Origin of the sequence: Streptomyces sp. NPDC005202 (genome assembly GCF_040608235.1) — a bacterium.
Lineage (GTDB): Bacteria > Actinomycetota > Actinomycetes > Streptomycetales > Streptomycetaceae > Streptomyces.
The window spans coordinates 22,665-43,765 of sequence record NZ_JBEXHW010000001.1 but is presented as its reverse complement, the minus strand read 5'-3'; the positions used below and the strand labels follow the sequence as shown (position 1 = coordinate 43,765).

General features: G+C 70.6%; 19 protein-coding genes. 1 reads left to right on the top strand and 18 read right to left on the bottom strand.

Annotation, left to right across the window (positions count from 1 at the left end):
* Positions 1-69 precede the first annotated feature (69 nt).
* The 4 genes from ABZV31_RS00170 to ABZV31_RS00155 form a co-directional block, all read right to left on the bottom strand.
* Complete coding sequence (locus ABZV31_RS00170) at positions 70-1,794, bottom strand: LCP family protein (RefSeq protein ID WP_355886012.1); 1,725 nt, start codon at positions 1,792-1,794, stop codon at positions 70-72.
* 16 nt (positions 1,795-1,810) lie between these two features.
* Complete coding sequence (gene nadD / locus ABZV31_RS00165) at positions 1,811-2,485, bottom strand: nicotinate-nucleotide adenylyltransferase (RefSeq protein WP_355886009.1); 675 nt, start codon at positions 2,483-2,485, stop codon at positions 1,811-1,813.
* A gap of 103 nt (positions 2,486-2,588) precedes the next feature.
* Positions 2,589-2,744, bottom strand: a complete 156-nt coding sequence (locus ABZV31_RS00160; protein WP_355886006.1) for a hypothetical protein — start codon at positions 2,742-2,744, stop codon at positions 2,589-2,591.
* A 195-nt stretch (positions 2,745-2,939) separates the two neighbouring features.
* Positions 2,940-3,104: a hypothetical protein gene (locus ABZV31_RS00155; RefSeq protein ID WP_355886003.1), complete on the bottom strand. Its 165-nt coding sequence runs from the start codon at positions 3,102-3,104 to the stop codon at positions 2,940-2,942.
* A 102-nt stretch (positions 3,105-3,206) separates the two neighbouring features.
* Here ABZV31_RS00155 and ABZV31_RS00150 point away from each other — a divergent pair, with 102 nt between their 5' ends.
* On the top strand, positions 3,207-4,349 hold the full coding sequence (locus tag ABZV31_RS00150) for a M48 family metallopeptidase (protein ID WP_355886001.1): 1,143 nt from the start codon (positions 3,207-3,209) through the stop codon (positions 4,347-4,349).
* A gap of 86 nt (positions 4,350-4,435) precedes the next feature.
* Here ABZV31_RS00150 and ABZV31_RS00145 read toward each other — a convergent pair whose 3' ends face one another.
* From ABZV31_RS00145 to rplU, 14 genes are all read right to left on the bottom strand, one after another.
* Complete coding sequence (locus tag ABZV31_RS00145) at positions 4,436-5,506, bottom strand: hypothetical protein (RefSeq protein WP_355885998.1); 1,071 nt, start codon at positions 5,504-5,506, stop codon at positions 4,436-4,438.
* Positions 5,507-5,595: 89 nt separating this feature from the next.
* Positions 5,596-6,192 carry a hypothetical protein gene (locus ABZV31_RS00140; protein WP_355885995.1) on the bottom strand — a complete coding sequence of 199 codons (597 nt, stop codon included), beginning with the start codon at positions 6,190-6,192 and terminating at the stop codon, positions 5,596-5,598.
* A gap of 104 nt (positions 6,193-6,296) precedes the next feature.
* Complete coding sequence (locus tag ABZV31_RS00135) at positions 6,297-7,583, bottom strand: glutamate-5-semialdehyde dehydrogenase (protein ID WP_355885992.1); 1,287 nt, start codon at positions 7,581-7,583, stop codon at positions 6,297-6,299.
* A gap of 190 nt (positions 7,584-7,773) precedes the next feature.
* On the bottom strand, positions 7,774-8,235 hold the full coding sequence (locus ABZV31_RS00130; protein ID WP_355887506.1) for a hypothetical protein: 462 nt from the start codon (positions 8,233-8,235) through the stop codon (positions 7,774-7,776).
* A 143-nt stretch (positions 8,236-8,378) separates the two neighbouring features.
* Positions 8,379-9,485: a glutamate 5-kinase gene (proB, locus tag ABZV31_RS00125; protein ID WP_355887503.1), complete on the bottom strand. Its 1,107-nt coding sequence runs from the start codon at positions 9,483-9,485 to the stop codon at positions 8,379-8,381.
* Positions 9,486-9,810: 325 nt separating this feature from the next.
* Complete coding sequence (locus ABZV31_RS00120) at positions 9,811-11,034, bottom strand: glycosyltransferase family 2 protein (protein WP_355885989.1); 1,224 nt, start codon at positions 11,032-11,034, stop codon at positions 9,811-9,813.
* Between the two features lie 256 nt (positions 11,035-11,290).
* Positions 11,291-13,399: a hypothetical protein gene (locus tag ABZV31_RS00115; protein ID WP_355885986.1), complete on the bottom strand. Its 2,109-nt coding sequence runs from the start codon at positions 13,397-13,399 to the stop codon at positions 11,291-11,293.
* 215 nt (positions 13,400-13,614) lie between these two features.
* On the bottom strand, positions 13,615-15,114 hold the full coding sequence (locus tag ABZV31_RS00110) for a bifunctional cytidylyltransferase/SDR family oxidoreductase (RefSeq protein ID WP_355885983.1): 1,500 nt from the start codon (positions 15,112-15,114) through the stop codon (positions 13,615-13,617).
* A 262-nt stretch (positions 15,115-15,376) separates the two neighbouring features.
* Positions 15,377-16,150 carry a hypothetical protein gene (locus ABZV31_RS00105; RefSeq protein ID WP_355885980.1) on the bottom strand — a complete coding sequence of 258 codons (774 nt, stop codon included), beginning with the start codon at positions 16,148-16,150 and terminating at the stop codon, positions 15,377-15,379.
* A gap of 103 nt (positions 16,151-16,253) precedes the next feature.
* Entirely contained in the window at positions 16,254-16,547 is a 294-nt protein-coding gene (locus ABZV31_RS00100) for a hypothetical protein (protein WP_355885977.1), read from the bottom strand.
* A gap of 527 nt (positions 16,548-17,074) precedes the next feature.
* Entirely contained in the window at positions 17,075-18,670 is a 1,596-nt protein-coding gene (locus ABZV31_RS00095) for an alkaline phosphatase D family protein (RefSeq protein WP_355885974.1), read from the bottom strand.
* 178 nt (positions 18,671-18,848) lie between these two features.
* Positions 18,849-20,285, bottom strand: a complete 1,437-nt coding sequence (gene obgE, locus ABZV31_RS00090; protein ID WP_355885972.1) for a GTPase ObgE — start codon at positions 20,283-20,285, stop codon at positions 18,849-18,851.
* Positions 20,286-20,432: 147 nt separating this feature from the next.
* Positions 20,433-20,687 (bottom strand): 50S ribosomal protein L27, encoded by a 255-nt coding sequence (gene rpmA / locus ABZV31_RS00085; RefSeq protein ID WP_355885970.1) that lies wholly within the window; start codon positions 20,685-20,687, stop codon positions 20,433-20,435.
* Positions 20,688-20,701: 14 nt separating this feature from the next.
* Positions 20,702-21,022 carry a 50S ribosomal protein L21 gene (gene rplU / locus ABZV31_RS00080; protein ID WP_355885967.1) on the bottom strand — a complete coding sequence of 107 codons (321 nt, stop codon included), beginning with the start codon at positions 21,020-21,022 and terminating at the stop codon, positions 20,702-20,704.
* Positions 21,023-21,101: the final 79 nt, after the last annotated feature.

Genomic DNA, 21,101 nt, shown 5'->3' with positions numbered 1-21,101 from the left:
GCTCCCCGGAGAAGCCGCCCCCCGGAGAAGCCGCCCCCGGGGGGCGCCCCTGGGGCGGGCGCTCTCCGGCTAGGACGACGACGGCCTGTAGTTCTGGCCGAGGATCACCGAGACGTCCGCATTCGACGAGACCTTGCCCTGCGTGACCGAGCTGGTGGGGAGGCCGAGGGTCTTGGCGACCTCGGTGGCGTTCTGCTTGTCGGCGGTGTCGGCGTAGATCACCTTGGACGTCGGCTGGACGGCGGACGCCGTGCCGGCCTCGAGGAAGGTGAAGCCGCCGTTGAGGAGGACGACGCGGGCCTTCTCAGTGTTGTCCTTGGTGCCGGTGGCGTTCTGAACGGAGACCCGGACCGCCGACCCCTGCTCGGGGCTCTTCGCGGTGCCGCCGAGGATGTCCTTGACGACGCTGTCGCTGGTCTGCGCGCTCAGCGTGCCGTCGGCCTGGACGGGCAGCAACGCCGTCCTGTAGTCGCCGCCCTTGGCGAGGTCGGCGAGCTTGGCGAGGAAGGTGCCGAGGTCCTTGTCGGTGAGCGACGGGTCGAGGATCTGCGCCAGGGTCTGCACCGTCGTGGTCGCGCCCTGTGGGTCGGAGGACATCTTGCGCAGGACGCCCTGCATCACCTGGCCGAACCGCTCCAGCTGGGCGTTCTCGGACTCCCCGGAGGCCCGGTAGGTGGCGTAGGCGACGGCCATCTTGCCGCTGAGGGACTGGTCCTTGCCCTTGTGGACCAGGGGCGCGGTGCCCTTCTTCTTCGCGGCCGGGTCGGGCACGTCGGCGTTGGTGTCGACCTCGATGTTGCCGACCAGGTCGACGAGGTTCTGCAGGTAGGGGGTGTCCAGCCGCCAGGTGCCCTCGATGTTGGTGCCGAGAACGGTGTCGAGTTGGTCCCGGGTCCCGGAGGAGCCGTCGTCCTGGACCGACTTGGCGAGGGTCGTGGTGGTGCCGTCGTCGTCGGTCAGGGCGAGGGAGTTGGGCAGCAGGACGGTGGTGCCCTGCTTGGTGGTGGTGTTGTCGACGAGCAGCGCCGTGGAGGTGCCGCCCTTGGCGGTGTTGTGCAGGTGGACGACGATCACGTCGCGCTTCTGAGCGGCGGCGGCGGTCGCGGTCCCGGTCTTCGAACCGGACGACGACAGCCCCGGAAGCTTCCCGGCGTACCAGAGGTAGCCGACGCCGCCGACCGCGACCAGCGCCAGAACCACGACCAGGGCGATGACGCGGCTGCGGGCGCGCCGGCGCGCCTCCTCGCGGCGCTCGGTGCGGTTCTCGGTGAACTTCAGCCAGTCGATGACGTCCTCGGAGGCGTCGGTCGGCTCCTCGACGAAGGCGAACTGCTCGGTGTGGTACTCCCGTTCACGCGACTCCCGCTGCTCCGGCCCCTCCTCCACCGGACCGGCCTGCTGCGGGATGCGGGCGGTCTGCTCGGCGACCCGGGGCTGCTGCCCGCTGGTCGCGGTCTGGCCGTACGGGTCGTACGACGCCGCCGTCGCACCGGCACCGGACGCGCCGGACCCGTAGGGGTCGTAGGAGCCGTGGGAGTCGTAGGAGCCCTGGGAGTCGTAGGAGGTGACGGGCGCCTGCCGGCCGGTGTCGTAGCCGCCGTAGGGCGGCGTGGGCTGCTGCTGCCCGCCCGTCGCGTACGGGTCGTAGCCGTAGCCCTGCTGCCCGTACGCGTCGTACGTCTGCTGCGGAGCCTGCTGCGCCGGTATCTGCCGGTACACAGGCCGGCCGTACTCGTCGTAGCCGACGAGCTCGTACGGGTCGCCCCCGTACCCAGCGTCGTATCGGTCGTTCACCGGTGCCCCTCTCGGCTCACTCGCCGCGGTACAGCTCGCGCTTGTCGATGTAGCGCACGACCCCGTCCGGCACCATGTACCAGATGGGATCGCCCTTGGCGACCCTCGCACGGCAGTCCGTGGACGAGATGGAGAGGGCGGGCACCTCGACGAGCGAGACACCGCCCTCCGGGAGCCCGGCGTCGGTCAGTTGGTGACCGGGCCGGGTGACCCCGATGAAGTGCGCGAGGGAGAACAGCTCCTCCGAGTCCCGCCAGGTCAGGATCTGGGCGAGCGCGTCGGCGCCGGTTATGAAGAACAGGTCGGTGTCGGGGTTGAGCGCCCGCAGGTCGCGCAGGGTGTCCACGGTGTAGGTCGGGCCGCCGCGGTCGATGTCGATGCGGCTCACGGAGAACTGCGGGTTCTCGGCGGTCGCGATGACCGTCATCAGGTAGCGGTCCTCGGCCGGGGATACCTTGCGGTGGGTCTTCTGCCACGGCTGGCCGGTCGGGACGAACACGACCTCGTCCAGGTGGAACTGCGCGGCGACCTCGCTGGCCGCCACGAGGTGCCCGTGGTGGATCGGGTCGAACGTTCCGCCCATGACGCCCAGGCGACGCTTGCCCGACGTCGACGGGCCGCTGCCGGGCCCGTGCTCCGGGCGCTTCACCGGGTCACTCGCCGGACCGGTAGGCATGTCCTGCTCTCCCATGCGTGCAGACCCTACCGGCCCGGCCTGAGGGCTCCGGCCGACAGATCCCCAGGACCGCGCCCGGCCCCCGGAGGGACAGCTCCGGGACGGGTCGCGGCGGTGCTCAGCGGTCGCGGTTGAAGCGGGTGGTGATCCACAGCAGGAGCAGCAGGATGAAGAGCGCGCCGCCGCCGGTGAGGAAGGGGTTGAGGCTGTTGTGGGTGCCGCCTTCCGCCTCGGCGAGGGTGACCAGCTGGGCAGCGGTGCTGTGGAAGCTCATCTTCGGCAGGACCTATCCGGTGTGGGCTGGATAAAGATGTCGGCTCATCGTAAGCGGCCGCCTCCGTGCCGATCACGCCGACTCCGCCGTTGGGGACGGCGGTTGTCCCGGGGCGACCGGCTCGGCACGCACCGACAGGTGCCTCGGCGTGCGCCGCAGGCCGACGCGGCGGGTGCGGGGAACCTTTCGCGCGGCTCAGTCGTCCTTCTGCTTGTACCCGCGCAGCAGGAACCACCCGGTGAGCACGCAGCCCACCACCATCACGATCAGTACGACCCGGAGCAGATTCCCCGCCCCCTGGTGCTGGGCGGCGGCGCTCGCGGCCTCGGTGAGCCGGGCGGCTGCGGGGTAGTGCTCCATGATGTGGACTCCTTCGCTGTACTGCCCGTCCACGGTATCTCCGCCTAGGCTGGGTCCTGCTTCGGGGGCACAGTGGGCACACAGACGCACATGGGGGACCACATGTCCGACGACGGCCACGAGCACAACGGGCACGAGCACGTGCCGAGCAGGCAGCGCACGCGCTTCCCGGGGATCTCCTCGCGAGCGTACGAGCACCCGGCCGACCGCTCCGCCCTGGTCGCGCTGCGCAAGCTGAGCGGCTTCGACGCGGTGTTCAAGGCCCTCAGCGGTCTGCTTCCCGAGCGCAGTCTGAGGCTGCTGTTCCTGTCCGACTCGGTGCGCGTGTCGGACCAGCAGTTCACGCACCTGAACGACATGCTGCGGGACGCCTGCTACATCCTGGACCTGGAGAAGGTCCCGCCGATGTACGTCAACCAGGACCCTCAGCCCAACGCGATGTGCATCGGCCTGGACGAGCCGATCATCGTCGTCACCACGGGCCTGGTCGAGCTGCTCGACGAGGAGGAGATGCGGGCGGTCATCGGCCACGAGGTGGGCCACGCCCTGTCCGGCCACGCCGTGTACCGCACGATCCTGCTGTTCCTGACCAGCCTGGCCGTCCGGGTCGCCTGGATCCCGCTGGGCAACCTCGCGATCATGGCGATCGTGACGGCGCTGCGGGAGTGGTTCCGCAAGTCGGAGCTGTCCGCCGACCGCGCGGGGCTGCTGGTCGGCCAGGACCTGCGGGCCTCCATGCGCGGCCTGATGAAGATCGCGGGCGGCAACCATCTGCACGAGATGAACGTGGACGCCTTCCTGCAGCAGGCCGAGGAGTACGAGGCCGGGGGCGATCTGCGCGACTCGGTGCTGAAGATCCTGAACGTGCTGCCGCGGACGCACCCCTTCACCACCGTGCGCGCGGCCGAGCTGAAGAAGTGGGCCGAGTCCCGCGACTACCAGCGGATCATGGACGGTCACTATCCGCGGCGTACCGAGGACAAGGACACGTCGGTCAGCGACTCGTTCCGCGAGTCGGCGGCGCACTACGCCAGCCATGTGAAGAGCTCCAAGGACCCGCTGATGAAGCTGGTCAGCGACCTCGCGGGCGGGGCCGGCGACCTGGGCGACCGGGTGCGGCGCGGCTTCAGCGGCTTCACGGGGTCGGCTCCGCCGAAGGACCGGCCGCCGACGGACCAGCCGCCGACGGACCAGCCGTCGACGGACCAGCCGTCGAATGACACGCCACCGCGGGACGAGGACTGAGGGCTGGCCACCCCGGAAGCCGGCCAGAGGGAAACGGGGACGTACCGGAAACGAGGACGGCGCACCCTCGTTTCCGAAACCCGCTGTCACACCTTCGGCTCTGCGCTCGCCGCCAAGGAACCGCACAGGGCCGTTGCGCTGCCCGTCGCGTACGGGTCCGTTCCGGACGGGCCGCCTGCCTTGGCGGTCTGGCCGGCGAGGAGCGGGCGGAGGTGGTTGGTGGAGTCCTCGGCACAGGACAGCGGGCCGGCCTGGAGGTAGGAGACCATGAGCTTGGTCTGGTGCAGGCGCAGGTCGTCGCGGTCGAAACGGAACTGCAGCTCGCGCCGGACGGTGAACAGCGAGGCCGGGGCCTTGGCGCCGGAGCCGGTCGGCCGCAGCGCGTACACGAAGGTGTGGTCCGCGGTGACCTCGAGGGTGGAGGAGTCGACCTCGGTGGCCCGCAGGCTGCCCTGCACCCGGATCTTCTGGTCGGCGAGCTCGGCCCGGGCCGGGTCGAAGCGAATGAGCCATCCGGTGGACGCGTGCCGGCCGTCGGCGGCGGGGTGCTCGAAGCTCTGGTCGAACTGGTCGAGCTGGTCGGCGTGGAGCAGCGCCCGCACGGGGTGGACCTGGCCGCCGGTGAGCACCTCCGGGTACAGGGAGGACTCGACTATGTAGTCCTTGGCGGTGGTCAGGGCGGCGACGACCTGGCTGTCCGAGAAGTGCGCGGTGCGCCGGACGGCGGGCAGCGGAATGCCCTCGGCGCCGACACTGAACTGGGCGGCGGGGCTGTGCGCGTACAGGTACTCGGGATCAGTGGCCCCTGGCACCTTGCCCTGCGGGGCAAGCGGGATGACGGTCATCCGCAGCGGCTCGACGGACTGCTGCGCCTGGGGGGTCTGGTACGGGTGTCGTACGCCCATGTAGATCGCGGTGCCGAAGGCGACGGCGATCAGCAGGACCAGGATCAGGGCCTGCCGGGACAGGCCGCGGCGCAGCGGCGGGCGGCGGCGCACGGCGGGGGTGTGGTCGGTCATGCGCTCGCGCGCGGAGTACTCCTGGAGGCGGGCAGCACGGACGAACGACTCGTCGAAGACGACGGATCGGTATTCGTCCTCCGCACCGCCGGGGGCGCCCTCGGGTGTCCCCTCAGGTGGGTCTCCAGGCCCTCCCATATATTCAGGGTAGGTCTCCCGGAGCCCGGGTAAACGCCCTGGTACACGACAAGTTCTGACAGGTTCTCACCAGGACCGTCGAAGGGCTCTCAGGGCGTGCGCGGGATCACCGAGACGGGTGGCTGGGAGTAGTCGGCGGACGCCGAGGGGGTCGTGCTGCCCTGTTCCAGGCCGGTCGAGGCGGGCAGCGGGCCCCGGTCGCGGCTGCCCGAGGAAGCGCCCCGGTAGACGGCCGTGAAGGCCAGCGCGACCATGCCTATGCCCATCACGAGGGCGAGCATCCAGGCGACGGGGCGGTGCCAGCGGACCTGTTTGCCGTACATCCCGGCGGCGCCGTAGTGGCCTTCAAGGACGTCGGTCTCGTCCAGGTCGTCGAGGTCGCGATCATGGCCGGAATCGTGCCCGTCGCGGCCGTCCCCGTCCTCGTAGCGCTCGCCTCTGGCGTGGGCACGGCGGGCCTCGGCCTCGGAGGCCTCGGCCCTGGCCTGCGCGGCGGCCAGGAGGCGTTCGACGGCGGTCGGCTCGTGGATCACGGCCGCTCGTACGAAGGCCTCGTCGAAGACCACGGAGGCGAACTCTTCGTCCGACACCCCGCGGTCGTGGTCGTCGTCGGGCTCCCAGCCGTCAGGGAACGGCGTGCCCCCCACGTCCTCCGGCACGGATCCAGAGTAGACCTGGGGGGTCAATTTGGGCAGACGGTATGGAAATTCATCCGCCTGGTGAGACGTCTTTCCTGCGGCAGGCGGGCATACCGGCCGCACATGCCTGGCGCATATGCCCGGTATGCTCCTCAGCGCCGGATGTGCCCGTCCCCGGTGAGGATGTACTTCGTGCTGGTCAGCTCCGGCAGCCCCATCGGCCCCCGCGCGTGCAGCTTCTGCGTGGAGATACCGATCTCCGCGCCGAAGCCGAACTGACCGCCGTCCGTGAAGCGGGTGGAGGCGTTGACGGCGATGGTGGTGGAGTCGACCAGCTGGGTGAAGCGGCGGGCGGCCTGCTGGGAGGTGGTCACGATCGCCTCGGTGTGGCCGGAGCTCCACAGCCGGATGTGCTCGACGGCCTTGTCGAGCGAGTCGACCACGGCGGCGGCGATGTCGTAGGACAGGTACTCGGCCTCCCAGTCGTCCGGCGTGGCCTCGACGACGGTCGCCTTGGAGTCCTTGGCATAGACCATGACCCTCTCGTCGGCGTGGACGGTCACGCCGGCCTCGGCGAGCGCGTCCAGGGCGCGCGGCAGGAACTGGGGGGCGATGTCCTGGTGGACCAGCAGCGTCTCGGCGGTATTGCAGACGCTGACCCGCTGCGCCTTGGAGTTGATCAGGATGTCGACCGCCATGTCGAGGTCGGCCTGCGCGTCGACGTAGACGTGGCAGTTGCCGGTGCCGGTCTCGATCACCGGCACGGTGGACTCGTTGACGACCGTCCGGATCAGCGAGGCGCCGCCGCGCGGGATCAGCACGTCGACCAGGCCGCGGGCGCGCATCAGCTCGCGCACGCTCTCGCGGCTCTCGCCGGGCACGAGCTGCACGGCGTCGGCGGGCAGCCCGGCCCCGCCCACGGCGTCGCGGATCACCCGGACGAGGGCGGTGTTCGACTCGTACGCGGAGGCGGAGCCACGCAGCAGCACCGCGTTGCCGGACTTCAGGCAGAGGGCGGCGGCGTCCACCGTGACGTTCGGGCGGGCCTCGTAGATGATCCCGACCACGCCCAGCGGGACGCGCACCTGGCGCAGGTCCATGCCGTTCGGCAGCGTGGAGCCGCGGACGACCTCGCCGACCGGGTCGGGCAGCGCCACCACGTCGCGCACGTCGGAGGCGATGGCGCGCACCCGCTCCGGCGTGAGCGTGAGCCGGTCGACGATGGCCTCGCTGGTGCCGGCCTCGCGGGCCTTGGCGACGTCCTTGGCGTTGGCCTCGACGATCTCGCTCGTACGGACCTCCAGGGCGTCCGCGACGGCGAGCAGCGCGTCGTCCTTCTCGACGCGCGGCAGCGGTGCGAGGTCGGCGGCGGCGGCCTTGGCACGGTAGGCGGCCCGGGTGACCGGGGACATCGAGTCGTATGGCGAGAGCGTGGTCATGAGGGAAGGGTAGTGCTCCGCCGGGGTGCGTCCACCGGTCATCCCATACCCCGAGACAAGCTGCGAAGAAGCCTAAGGACGCCCCCTAGCCCGCCAAACGGCCTCAAGCAGCCTCAAAGAGGCCAAGCGGTCCCAAGCAGACCCAAATAATCCAAGCAGTCCGAACGGCCCCAAAAAGACCCAAGTGACCTCAAAAGGGATGGACGCCCACGGGGCTCGCCGGTGGCGGGCCGTAGCCCTCGGCGAGGCGCTGGTGGTAGGTCTCGCGGTCAATGACCTCCAGGCCGACGATCTCCCAGGGCGGCAGCTTGGCGCTCTGCCGGTGCTCGCCCCACAGGCGCAGGGCGACGGCGGCCGCGTCGTGCAGGTCGCGGGCCTCCTCCCAGTAGCGGATCTCCGCGTGGTCGTTGGCGTAGCGGCTGGTCAGCAGGAAGGGGTGGTCGTGGGCGAGCTGTTCCAGGCCGCGCCGCACCTCCTTCAGCGGGGCCTCCTCGCCGGAGACGCTGAGGGTGACGTGCCACAGCCGGGGCAGGTCCTTGGGCTCCTCGTAGCGGTCCCCGGCCACCACACTGGTCAGGGTGCGCTCCTCGCCGGCCGCACGGGAGGGGGACCCGCCGGCACCACCGCGGGACGCCGCCGCCCCAGGGCGCACTCGTCTCACGACAGCCTCCTTTACGCAGCGCTCGTGCGGAATGTGTCCCTGAGACAAAGTGGAGCAGGCCGCACGGCCCCGTGGGGCGGTTTTACGGAACGTCCCCCACCTTCAGGACCGCGGCGGCCGGACGTTTCGGACCATTACGGCTGGAGGATCACGAGGTCGTCCCTGTGTACGACCTCGCGTTCGTACGCCGGGCCCAGCTCGCGTGCCAGTTCGCGGGTCGAGCGGCCGATCAGCCGGGGGATCTCCTTGGCGTCGAAGTTGACGAGCCCGCGGGCCACCGCGCGCCCCTCGGTGTCACACAGCTCGACCGGGTCACCGGCGGTGAACTCGCCCTCGACGGCGGCGATTCCAGCGGGCAGCAGCGACTTGCGGCGTTCGACGACCGCGCGGACCGCTCCGTCGTCGAGGGTGAGCGAGCCCTGCGGGGTGGAGGCGTGCTGCAGCCAGAGCAGCCGGTCGGCGGAGCGCTTGCCGGTGGGGTGGAAGTAGGTGCCGGTGTCGCCGCCGGACAGGGCGTCGGCCGCGTGGATCGCGCTGGTGAGGACCACGGGGATGCCTGCGGCGGCGGCGATCCGGGCCGCCTCGACCTTGGTGACCATGCCGCCGGTGCCGACTCCGGCCTTGCCGGCGCTGCCGATCTCGATGCCCTCCAGGTCAAAAGGCCCCCGCACCTCGGCTATCCGGGACGTGCCCGGTTTGCTGGGGTCGCCGTCGTACACGCCGTCCACGTCGGACAGCAGCACCAGCAGGTCGGCGTGGACGAGGTGGGCGACGAGCGCGGCGAGCCGGTCGTTGTCGCCGAAGCGGATCTCGTCCGTGGCGACGGTGTCGTTCTCGTTGACGACCGGAAGGGCGCCCATCGCCAGCAGCTTGTCGAGCGTGCGGGAGGCATTGCGGTGGTGGGAGCGGCGGCTCATGTCGTCGAAGGTCAGCAGGACCTGGCCGACGCGGACGCCGTAGCGGGCGAAGGATGCGGTGTAGCGGGCCACGAGCAGGCCCTGGCCGACGCTGGCCGCAGCCTGCTGGCGGGCGAGGTCCTTGGGGCGGCGGCGCAGGCCCAGCGGGGCGAGGCCCGCGGCGATGGCTCCGGAGGAGACGAGCACGATCTCCTTCTCTCCCCCGCTGCGGCTCTTGGCCAGGACGTCGACGAGCGCGTCGACCCGGTCGGCGTCCAGGCCGCCCGACGCGGTGGTCAGCGAGGAGGAACCCACCTTGACGACGATCCTGCGGGCCTCGCGCACGGCCTGCCTTGCCCCTGCCACCTTGCTGTCTGTCCCCTCGCGTAGGTTCGGCTTGCCCCGCTCGAATCTACGCGAAGGGGATCGTGCACCGCGCATCGGTCCAGCACGCGGACGGAGCCGTGATACGACCGCCGGCCGCCGAGGGCCGTCCAACAGGACCGCCAGCCCGCCGCGACCCGCCCACCCGGCGCGCCGACGACCGTCAGGCCACCACGGGCCGTCCAACAGCACCGCCAGCCCGCCGCGACCCGCCCACCCGGCGCGCCGACCGCCATCTGGCCGCCGCCGCCCGACCGACCGGCGTGACCCGGCGTGCCGGCGATTGTCAGGCCGCCGCGGCCCGCTTCCCCGGCGAGGCCGCGCGCCCCCGCAGCATCCGCCGGACCTTGCGGGCGGCCCGGCGCAGGAAGGAGGAGCCGGAGGTCTCCCGCCAGCCCAGGAAGGCGCGGGCCTCGCGCGGCTCGGCGAGGTAGACCCAGTCGGGGATACCCGCCTTCTTGGAGCGGAAGTGGGGGTAGACGAGGTACACCCGGGTGCCCCGCTTCTCCAGGATGGCGGCGGCCTGCCGCTTGGCCCGGAGGAACTCCAGGACGTCCTTGAGGAGGTCGGGCCGCTGCTGGGCCACCAGGTACAGCCGCAGCCGCTCGTGGACCTTGAGGCGGTGGGCCACGCCCTCGTTCCAGTGGGCGTCCATCAGCGGCTTGGCCAGTTCGAGCTTGTGCCGCTGGACCTCCTCGCTGTCCTTGAGGAACTTCGGCCCGAACTGGGGCAGCAGCGTGATGAGGAAGGGGCGGACCATGAGCGTGTCGCGCTTGGAGCCCGCGGGGACCATGTCGGCGATCAGGTTCATCAGGGCGCGCGCCGAGTCGAAGCGCAGGGTGTAGCTGCCGCTCTTGGTCACGTGCTTGCCGTCGTCGCGGCCCACCAGGTAGTAGCACGTGTAGTCGGAGATCACCGAGACGCCGTCGGCCCGCAGATAGGCCTCCATGGTGAACAGCGCGTCCTCGCCGGTGAACAGCGACTCGTCGAAGCGCATGCCGTGGCGCTCGAGGAGCTCGCGGCGGAACAGCTTCTGGGCGCTGAGCGTGAACTTGATGTTGGAGGAGAAGACGTCGGTGCGCTTGAGCGTCTTGCCCCACATCGACTTGGGCGCGGTGCGGTTGACGCCCTCGACCTTGCCCAGGACGACGTCCGTGCCGTTCTCGTCGGCCATGGCGACCATGCGCTCCAGGGCCTCGGGGCCGAGCCGGTCGTCGGCGTCGAGGAAGAAGACGTAGCGCCCGGCGGCCTTGCCGAGGCCGACGTTGCGCGGGCCGCTGGGGCCGCCGGAGTTCTCCTGGCGGATGACGGTGACGGCCATGGGGGCGCGGGCGGCGAACTCCTCCAGGTACTCCCCGGTGCCGTCCGTCGATCCGTCGTCGACCGCGATGACTTCGATGCGGGCCGGGTCGATGGTCTGCGCCTCGACGGATGCCAGGCACTCGACCAGGTACGGCATCGCTTCGTACGCCCCGATGATCACGCTCACATCAGGCTGCGTCACGGTCACACGTCCCCCTTGTCACGGTTTCCCCCAAGTCAACGGAAAATTTCTCCCGTATCACATCAAGCGCTAACCCTTAAGACAGCTGACCCCAGTAGCCGGTTGCCCTCGCCTCGGGAATTAGTGATGCAGGTCATATGGAAAGCGGACAGATAAGTACAGTAGGCGGCGAGAGTAAGAGACGGTAAAGGCCCGGCCCCGAGGGATCTCTCCCTCGGGGCCGGGCCTTTGGTCCGGGGCCGGGCGTGACCTCCGGCGGTCGTCAGCCCGTGGTCACGCCGTCCGTCTCACCGGCCGACGCCACCCGCTGCGCGGGCACCGCCTTCGCCGGGGTCGTCCCGGCGGCACCGGCCGCGGCGCGCGTGGCCTGGCCGACGTTGCGGGTCTCGGCCTTGAGGGCGAGGTTCGCCACCGCGGTGTTGAACTGGTCGATGGACTTCGGCTCGTCCGGCCCGAGCAGGTACCGCTTGAGCTCCTTGCGGTCCTCGGCCAGCGGGTCGGAGGCGGGGTCGCGCACCGCGGCCAGCAGCTCGCCGAGCTCGGCCGCACTGTTGGACAGGATCACGGCGGCGCGCACCGCGGTGTTCTGCCGCTTGAACTCCTCGGCGCCCAGGCCGGCGGAGTCCGTCACCGCGTACGGCTTGCCGCTGGCGATGAAGTCGGAGACCACGCTGGAGATGTCGGAGACCATCGCGTCGGAGACGTTGAAGCAGTCGTACAGGCGCGGCTCGGCGCCGGAGATGACGCGGTGCTGCCAGCTGCCGAAGGAGCGCCAGTAGGCGTCGTTCCACTCGGCGCGCAGCCGGGCGATCTCCTCGTGCTTGGCCACGTCGACCAGTCCGTCGCGGGTGGCCTCGGCCTCGTCGCCCTTCTCGCCGCCGGCACCGGCCAGTGCGGTGAGCCGGGCCTCGATGCGGGCCAGCTCCGCCTTGGCCTGCGCCTGGGCGGCGGCGTCGGCGGTGAAACGCGGGTCGGCGGCGCGCTCGGCGGCGGCCTTCTCGACCAGGGCGGTGATCCGCTCGTGCGCGGCCTTGGCCCGCGCGCTGCGGGTGCCGGTGAAGGGGTGCGGCTTGTACAGGACGCGGACCGGCGGGTCGGCCTGTACCAGCTTCCTCACGATGTTCTCACCCGCGAGGAGGATGGAGGTGTTGCCCGGGTTGTCGTCCCAGCCCTCCCAGGTGGGGGCGTACAGAACGGTGGGGATACGGCCCTCGGGCACGCCCTGCCAGGTCTGGATCGGCGCCAGCTGCGGGCGGCCGACCTCGACGATGTCCTCGTCGCGCACGCCGACGTCGGCGATGGCGTAGCGGTCGCGGCCCGCACGCCCGGCGGTCCACACCTCGTCGTACACCTTGCTGAACGGGTTGACGCTGGCGAGCTTGTCGCTGTCGCCGTGGCCGATGAAGACGTGCTTCATGGTGGGCACGCGCAGCATGTGGATGTTCTTGCCGACGTTCGCCGCGTACAGCGCGACGCGCACCGTGGACAGGTCCATGTTCATCAGGTGCACCCCTCCGGGCACGCAGATGACGGGGACCGTGGTGGGCGCGAGGTTCTGCAGGATGACGCGCTCGCGCAGGATGATCAGCGGCCGGGTGTCCAGCTGCTCCATCGTCTCCAGCCACATGTTGACCTGGTACGCGGAGTCCTTGGAGCCGGAGAAGTACAGCACCGTCTGCGGCTTGTAGGCGCGCAGCCAGTCGTCGACCGCGGCGAGGACCTTCTCGTCCTTCGGCGGGATCCTCCTGCTGCGGATGTACGGCAGCAGGGCGAGGACGTACAGGGCGCCCAGGCCCAGCGTGACGGCGATGCCGATGAAGCCGGCCGGGGGCGAGTCGATGGCGCTGGAGACCAGCAGGCCGACGACGGCCGCGAGGTCGAGGTGGAGCATCTTCTCGGCAGAGCGGTGCAGCAGCCGCTGCGGCGGCGCGTCCGGGATGCGGATGCGCGAGGCCAGGTCGACGTTGCGGGTGGCGACCGGCATCCGGCGGCGGTTGCGGATCAGGGTGACCAGGGCGCCGTGCGGGGCCTGCAGGCCGTAGAAGGCGATGAAGCAGGCGATCGCGCCGTAGAAGATCAGGTCGTCCGTCAGGGACAGCCGCGCCAGCAGCAGGACCAGTAGCAGTTGCCGGATCAGGAAGCGGATCGACAGACCGGCCCGCACCTTGCTGAGCCGGTTGATCAGATAGCTGCCCTTGCGGTGCAGATAGTGGTCCGCCAGGTACGTCACAGCGGCCGCGGCCGCGAAGGCGTACACGCTCGGGACGAGCGCAGCCAGCATGAGGCAGGGGAAGCCCAGCATCATGAGGGCCGCCGCGGCCAGCTCGGCCACGCTGCCCACCCGGGCGACGCGAATAGCGGTGGATATCACGGGGGAACCTGCTCTGGGAGGGGTGCCGGTTTTGTCACTGCATGGTCTAGAACCGCCGAAAAAGCCATGGAATGCCGAATTGGCCGGAAAAAGACCTTGCGAAACGATGTGAGAATTTCGAAACGATTTGGAAACTTACGGACTCAGGCCCCTGTGAATGCTCCGCAAACGGGCAGCCACAGAGGCCTGAATGACAGATGTCTATTTACAGTTGATTATGCCACGCCGTCCTGGCGGTCCAGGACAGCAGCCAGCGCCTGCTCGAATCCGGAGGCCTTGGACGCACCCGCCGTCGGGTCCTGCTGGCGGACGTCGATGACGTGTCCGGTCAGCTCCGACAGCAGCACGTCGAGCGAGGTGCGGGCCACGGCCTCGGAGGAGAGCAGGGTGCCCGCGGGCTCCTGACCGAAGGCCTTGGTGCGCATCGGGGTGGCGGTGCGCTCGGGGTTGATGCAGTTGACGCGGATGCCGTCGCCGGCCCACTCGTCGGACAGCGCCTGGGTGAGGTTCACCATGGCGGCCTTGGTGGAGGAGTAGAGGCTGTACTCGGCGCGGCCGCGGGTGTAGCTGCTGGAGGTGTACAGCAGCAGCTGGCCCTTGGTCTCCGCCAGGTACTTGTACGACGAGCGCGCGATCTGCACCGGCGCCAGGTAGTTGACCTTCAGCGCCTCCTCGATGGTGGCGTTGTCGGTCTCGGCGAGCTTGCCGATGCGCAGCACGCCCGCGGTGTTGACGACGTAGTCGATGCGCCCGGTCTCGGCGTACGCCTTGGACAGCGCGTCGTCGACCTCCTCCGGGTTCTCCACGTGGGTGCCGGTGGTGGAGCGGCCCAGCGCGTAGACGTCGGCGCCGTAGGACTCGGCGAGTTCGGCGATGTCCTTGCCGATGCCGTACGACCCGCCGAAGATGACGACCGTCTTGCCGGTGAGGAGTTCGCGGTAGGCCTCCTCGCCGTTCTGCTCGGGGGCCGCGGTGGAGGCGAGCTGGAAGAGCTTGTCGGCGATGAAGACGTCGACGGGCTGGGTGACCTTCATGTTGTACTCGTCGCCCGCCACGACGTGGATCGGCACGTCCGGCAGGTACTTGAGTACGACCGAGCAGTCGTCCGTGGCCTGGAAGTTGGGGTCACCGGCCGCCACCTCGTAGGCGCGGCGGATGGTGGACAGCTTGAAGGCCTGCGGGGTCTGGCCGCGGCGCAGGCGGGAGCGGTCCGGGATCTCGGTGATGAACTCGCCGTCCTCGCCGTGGGTGCGGGTGACGATGATGGTGTCCGCGGACGGGATGGCGACGTCGACGGCCTGGTAGCGCTCCAGGGCCGCCACGCAGTCGTCGATGACGCGCTGCGACAGCAGCGGGCGCACGGCGTCGTGGAAGAGGACGTTGAGGTCCTCGCCCTCGGCCAGGCCCTCGCCCAGGGCGGCGATGGCGCGCTCGGTGGTCTCGTTGCGCGTCGCGCCGCCCTCGATGATCCGCGAGACCTTCCGGAACCCGGCCTTGGCGACGATCTTCTCGACGTCCGGCACATAGCCCGGCGCCATCAGCACGATGACGTCGTCGATGGAGTCGGCCTTCTCGAAGGTGGTCAGGGTGTGCTCGATGACTGCCTTGCCGGCGATCTTCAGCAACTGCTTGGGGATCGACAGACCCACGCGCTGACCGGTACCACCGGCCAGGATCACTGCGGTGGTACGGGGCTTGGCTATGTGCTGGGACACAGGTGACCTACCTTGGGGCGACAGGGAACTTCGAAATGCTCCCACTTGTGGTTACCGCTGTGCAAGGTGAGCGACCTCCGGTGCATATCTGCCCGCAACCTGTCATTCACCTGGCACCGCTGGTGATTGGCGACGCCCTCGCAACACCCTCTGAAATTGCTGTGAGTAACTCCACAGGGGCCGTGATTGCCCTGCGTGATGCCGTGTCGGGCGGTGCGTGACGCCCCGTCGGTTGTCGGGCGGTGCGTGACGACCCGTCGGCTCAGCGCCGCCGCAGCCGGTTCAGGCAGCGGTGTCCGAGGACCCGGACGAGCTCCCTGGACGGGGTCTGGTGCACGGTGCGCACCCGGTCGGACCGGGCGGGTGCGGAGGCGGCCGCGGCCAACTCCCCGTACAGCGCCCGGGCCGCCACCTCGGGGGCGATCCGCGGCTCGGCGGGCGGCCGTTCGGCCGGCTCGGACGGCATCGGCGCGGCGGACAGCAGTGCCGGGTCGCCGATGACCCGCACGCCCATCCCCTGAATCCGCCCGGCCATCTCGGCGCCGATCGCGGCGGCGGCCTCGACGGCCCACCGCGGGGTGGCAATCTTCACGTCCCGCGGCGGCGGACTGCACATGCTCTTCATATGCGGGACCGCGCCGTTACGGACCATCCGAGAATACAGCTCGTCCGGAAGCCCATTGCCGCGGAATTCCACATTAAGATTCCGCAGCATTTCGGTCTCGGCGAGGGTAAGGGAGCGATTGGCCGTGTCCGGACCGGGCTGCAGGAGATTCCCGGGCAGTGCGAGCAGCGCCTCGAAGGTGTGCATCAACCCGCCCCGGTCCCGGTCGTCGACCACGACGACGGTGACCCGCTCCGGGCCGACGACCCGGGCCCAGCGCCCGACGAGCCGGTCGTGCCGGTGGCGGTGCCAGAAGCTGGGGTTGGGCTTGGCGTACGGAGGTTTGCGGAGCATGTGCTCCAGCCAGTCCTCGTAGCCCATGCCCAGGCCGTTCTGCACGTACTGCTGCCACTGCGAGGGCATGATCTTCACCAGCGGCGCAGGGTGACCAGGACGTGCACGCGGTCCCCGCCGAGCTGCTCGACGATCCGCCCGACGATCGTGTCGTCGGGGGCGTCGGCGAAGAACTCGCTGCTCACCACCGCCGTGCGCGCCCCGGTGGCCCGCACCCGGTCGAGCAGCCGCGTCGCCGGTCCGTGGGCACGGTGTCGCCCATCATCGCGGGCCGGGCGCAGGCGGCGAGGGCGGCCTCCATGGGGTGCCGACTGTGCGCCGGGAACTCGACGCCGTGCGCCCTCATCGCGTCCCTCGCGGCGAACAGGGCGCCCTGGACGGCGGTGGTCCCGGTCTTGTGCGGGCCGATGTGCAGCAGGCGGGTCCCGGCGGGAAGGGCGACCGGCCGGGCGTCTCTCGTACGGTCCGTCTCCATGGTCAACGGACGGTAGGAGGGCTCCCTGAGGTGGGGCTGAGAAGAGCCTGGGACACGGATGAGTCCCAGGCTCCGGTCACGCAGGATGCACCGTCGGGACGGGATGCGCCGTCGGGGCGCAGATCACACGGCTCGCCCCCGGGACGCGGGTCACACGGCTCGCCCCCGGGACGCGGGTCACACGGCTCGCCCCCGGGGCGCAGGTCACACGGTTCGCCCCCGGGGCGCAGATCACACGGCTCGCCCCCGGGACGCGGGTCACACGGCTCGCCCCCGGGGCGCAGATCACACGGCTCGCCCCCGGGACGCGGGTCACACGGCTCGCCCCCGGGGCGCGGGTCACACGGTTCGCCCCCGGGGCGCGGGTCACACGGTTCGCCCCCGGGACGCGGGTCACACGGCTCGCCCCCGGGACGCGGGTCACACGGCTCGCCCCCGGGACGCGGGTCACACGGCTCGCCCCCGGGGCGCGGGTCACACGGTTCGCCCCCGGGGCGCGGGTCACACGGTTCGCCCCCGGGCGCGGGTCACACGACCTCGACGCCGGGCCGTCCCGCCTCGACCCGCAGCCGGGCCAGCGTGCTCGGGGTCGCCTCGGGCTTCACCACCGTGTCCACGACCCGCACCTCGGCGTCGATGCCGTCGCGGCGGACATCGAGGAGGTGGTAGCCGCGGTGGGCGTCGATCACCTTCCAGTGCGGGTTGTCGGGCTTGAGCGGGTCCCACTCGGCGTGGAAGGCGGCCTGGTCCTGGTCGCCGTTGCTGGAGATCGACGTGCCGACGAACTCGGCGCCGACGACGGCGGAGCCGGGGTCGGCGAAGTCCTCCTTCAGGTCGCTGATCATCGTCAGGTGCCGGTCACCGCTGAGCACCACCGGGTTGCGGACGGTTTTGAACTCCTCCAGCAGGGCGTTGCGTTCGGCCTGGTAGCCGTCCCAGGCGTCGTAGAACCACAGCTTGCCCGGTCCGGTCTGCAGGTCGGTCTCGGCCATCATGATCTGCGAGGCGACAAGGTTCCAGCGGGCGGGCGAGTCGTGCAGCCCGTCGAGCAGCCACTGCTTCTGCTCGGCGCCGAGCATGGTCCTCGACGGGGACTCGGCGCCCTCCTGGGTGGTGGCCTGGTCGCTGCGGAACTGCCGGGTGTCCAGCACGTTCAGCCGGACCAGGCGGCCGAACTCCAGGCGGCGGTACATCCGGATGTGCGGCCCGTCCGGGACGGCCGTGGCCCGGACCGGCATGTGCTCGTAGTACGCCTGGTAGGCCGCGGTCAGCCGGGCCACGAACGCGTCGTGCGACTGCTTGTCGGGGTCCTGCGGCACTTCGCCAGCGAAGTCGTTGTCGACCTCGTGGTCGTCGAAGGTGACCACCCACGGCACGTGGGCGTGTACGGCGGCGAGGTCGGGGTCGGTGCGGTACTGGGCGTAGCGGTTGCGGTACTGCTCCAGGGTGTAGGGCTCGCCCTTGCCCTCGTGCTGGCGCACGGCCGTCGCCGACGGCGAGGACTCGTAGATGTAGTCGCCGACGAAGAGGACGACGTCCGGGTCCTGCTCCAGCAGGTCGGCGTACGGCGTGAAGTAGCCGTGCTGCCAGTTCTGGCAGGAGGCCAGCGCGATGCGCAGCGCCCCGCCCCTGCTGTCCGGGTGGGGCGCGGTGCGGGTGCGGCCGGCGGGCGAGAGCTGGCCGCCGGCGCGGAAGCGGTACCAGTACGTACGGTCCGGGTGCAGCCCCCGTACATCGACGTGAACGCTGTGCCCGTACTCGGGCCGCGCCTGCGCCAGACCCCGGCGCACGCTCTTTCTGAACCGCTCGTCGGCGGCGAGCTCCCACTCGACGGACACCACCCGGTCCGGCACGCCGCCACCGTTCAGCGGGTCCGGGGCGAGCCGCGTCCACAGCACGATGCCGTCCGGCAGCGGGTCGCCGGAGGCGACGCCGAGGCTGAACACGCCGTCGGGCAGCGGGGTTTCGGCCGCTCGGGCGACGGCCGGCAGCCACAGCTGGGCGGAGGCCGCGGCACCGAGCACGGCGGCACCGGCGGTCAGAAAGCGGCGGCGGTCGGGCGGTGGGGGTCCCCCCGCTCGAGCGGAGCCGAGAGTGGGGGAGGGTCCGGTCACTCCGGTCATCGGCGAACTCCCTTGCGTCCCTGGTCTCTTGACACTCGGAAGCTCCCACGGCCGGACGGTCCGCCCGCCGAACGGAGGTATGCACGTGCATGACAAATGAGCGGACAGCAAAAGACCCGTTGCACAAAGGCAACGGGTCCTTATGGCAAGGATGCGGTCCGTGCGGTCTCTACGTCGCTCAGAACGGCTCGAAGCCGTCGAAGTCCCGATGTGCCTCGTCCCGCTCGGCCTGCCGTTCGCGTCGGCGCTGCGCGGCCGGACGTACCGCCTCGAACCGGTGGTCCTCACCGCGCCGGCCCAGCATCTCCGCGCCCGCCATCACCGACGGCTCCCAGTCGAAGACGACCGCGTTCTCCTCGGGGCCGATGGCGACACCGTCGCCCGCCCGGGCGCCCGCCTTCATCAGCTCCTCCTCGACACCGAGGCGGCCCAGCCGGTCGGCGAGGTAGCCGACGGCCTCGTCGTTGTTGAAGTCGGTCTGCCGCACCCAGCGCTCGGGCTTCTCGCCCCGCACCCGGAACAGCCCGTCGTCCTCGCGCGTGACCGTGAAGCCCGCGTCGTCGACGGCCTTCGGCCGGATGACGATCCGCGTCGCCTCCTCCTTCGGCCGGGCGGCGCGCGCCTTCGCCACCAGCTCGGCCAGCGCGTACGACAGCTCCTTGAGCCCGATGCGCGCCGCCGCCGACACCTCGAAGACGCGGTAGCCGCGCGCCTGAAGGTCGGGGCGGACCATCTCGGCCAGGTCCTTGCCGTCCGGTACGTCGATCTTGTTCAGGACGACGATGCGCGGACGGTTGTCGAGCCCGCCGTACTGCCGCAGCTCCTCCTCGATGGCGTCGAGGTCGGAGACCGGGTCGCGGTCGGACTCCAGCGTCGCCGTGTCCAGGACGTGCACCAGGACGCTGCACCGCTCCACGTGCCGCAGGAACTCCAGGCCCAGGCCCTTGCCCTGGCTGGCGCCCGGGATCAGGCCGGGCACGTCGGCGATGGTGTACACCGTGGAGCCCGCCGTCACCACGCCCAGGTTGGGCACGAGGGTCGTGAAGGGATAGTCCGCGATCTTCGGCTTCGCCGCGCTCAGCACCGAGATCAGCGACGACTTGCCGGCGCTCGGGTAGCCGACCAGCGCCACGTCGGCGACGGTCTTGAGCTCCAGGACGATGTCCTGGACGTCCCCCGGCTCGCCGAGCAGCGCGAAGCCGGGCGCCTTGCGCCGCGCCGAGGCCAGCGCCGCGTTGCCGAGGCCGCCCCGGCCGCCCTGCGCGGCGACGTACGACGTGCCGTGGCCGACCAGGTCGGCGAGCACGTTGCCCGCCCTGTCGAGGACGACGGTGCCGTCCGGCACCGGCAGGACGAGGTCCTCGCCGTCCTTGCCGGCGCGGTTGCCGCCCTCGCCGGGCTTGCCGTTGGTGGCCTTGCGGTGCGGGGAGTGGTGGTAGTCGAGCAGCGTGGTGACGGACTGGTCGACGGTGAGGATCACGTCGCCGCCGCGCCCGCCGTTGCCGCCGTCCGGGCCGCCCAGCGGCTTGAACTTCTCACGGTGCACGGAGGCACAGCCGTGGCCTCCGTTACCCGCGGCGACGTGCAGCTCGACGCGGTCCACGAAGGTGGTCATGGTGGGTGCCTCCAGCACTTCAGTACTCAAGTACGTACGCGTTCCGTACGTACGGCTTTGTCTCCTGCGTCACACGCGAAAGGCGGACCCGCCTTCCCGCCCGGGAAGTGAGGTCCGCCTCGCGAAACGTTCGGTCGAAGCCTTGGATCAGGCAACCGGAACGATGCTCACGACCTTGCGGCCACGGTGGGTACCGAACTCCACCGCACCGGCCTGCAACGCGAACAGCGTGTCGTCGCCGCCGCGGCCGACGCCCGCACCCGGGTGGAAGTGGGTGCCGCGCTGGCGGACCAGGATCTCACCCGCGCCGACGACCTGACCGCCGAAGCGCTTCACGCCGAGCCGCTGGGCGTTGGAGTCGCGACCGTTCCGGGTGGACGATGCGCCCTTCTTGTGTGCCATCTGTTCTCAGTCCCTTACTTCGCAGCCGTGGGGATCTCGGTGACCTTGAGCGCCGTGTACTGCTGGCGGTGGCCCTGACGACGGCGGTAGCCGGTCTTGTTCTTGTAGCGCAGAATGTCGATCTTCTGGCCCTTGTGGTGGTCCACGACCTCGGCCTGGACCTTGATGCCGGCCAGCACCCACGGGTCACTGGTCACGGAGTCGCCGTCGACAACGAGCAGGGTCGAGAGCTCGACCGTGTCGCCAACCTTGGCAGTGGAAATCTTGTCAACCTCAACGATGTCGCCGACAGCAACCTTGTGCTGGCGACCACCGCTGCGCACGATGGCGTACACGCGGAACCCACTCTCTCGCTCGGGAAAACGGCACCCCCGCAGGCCAGCCGCCCGGCAAACGCGGACGACCTCTCCCGGC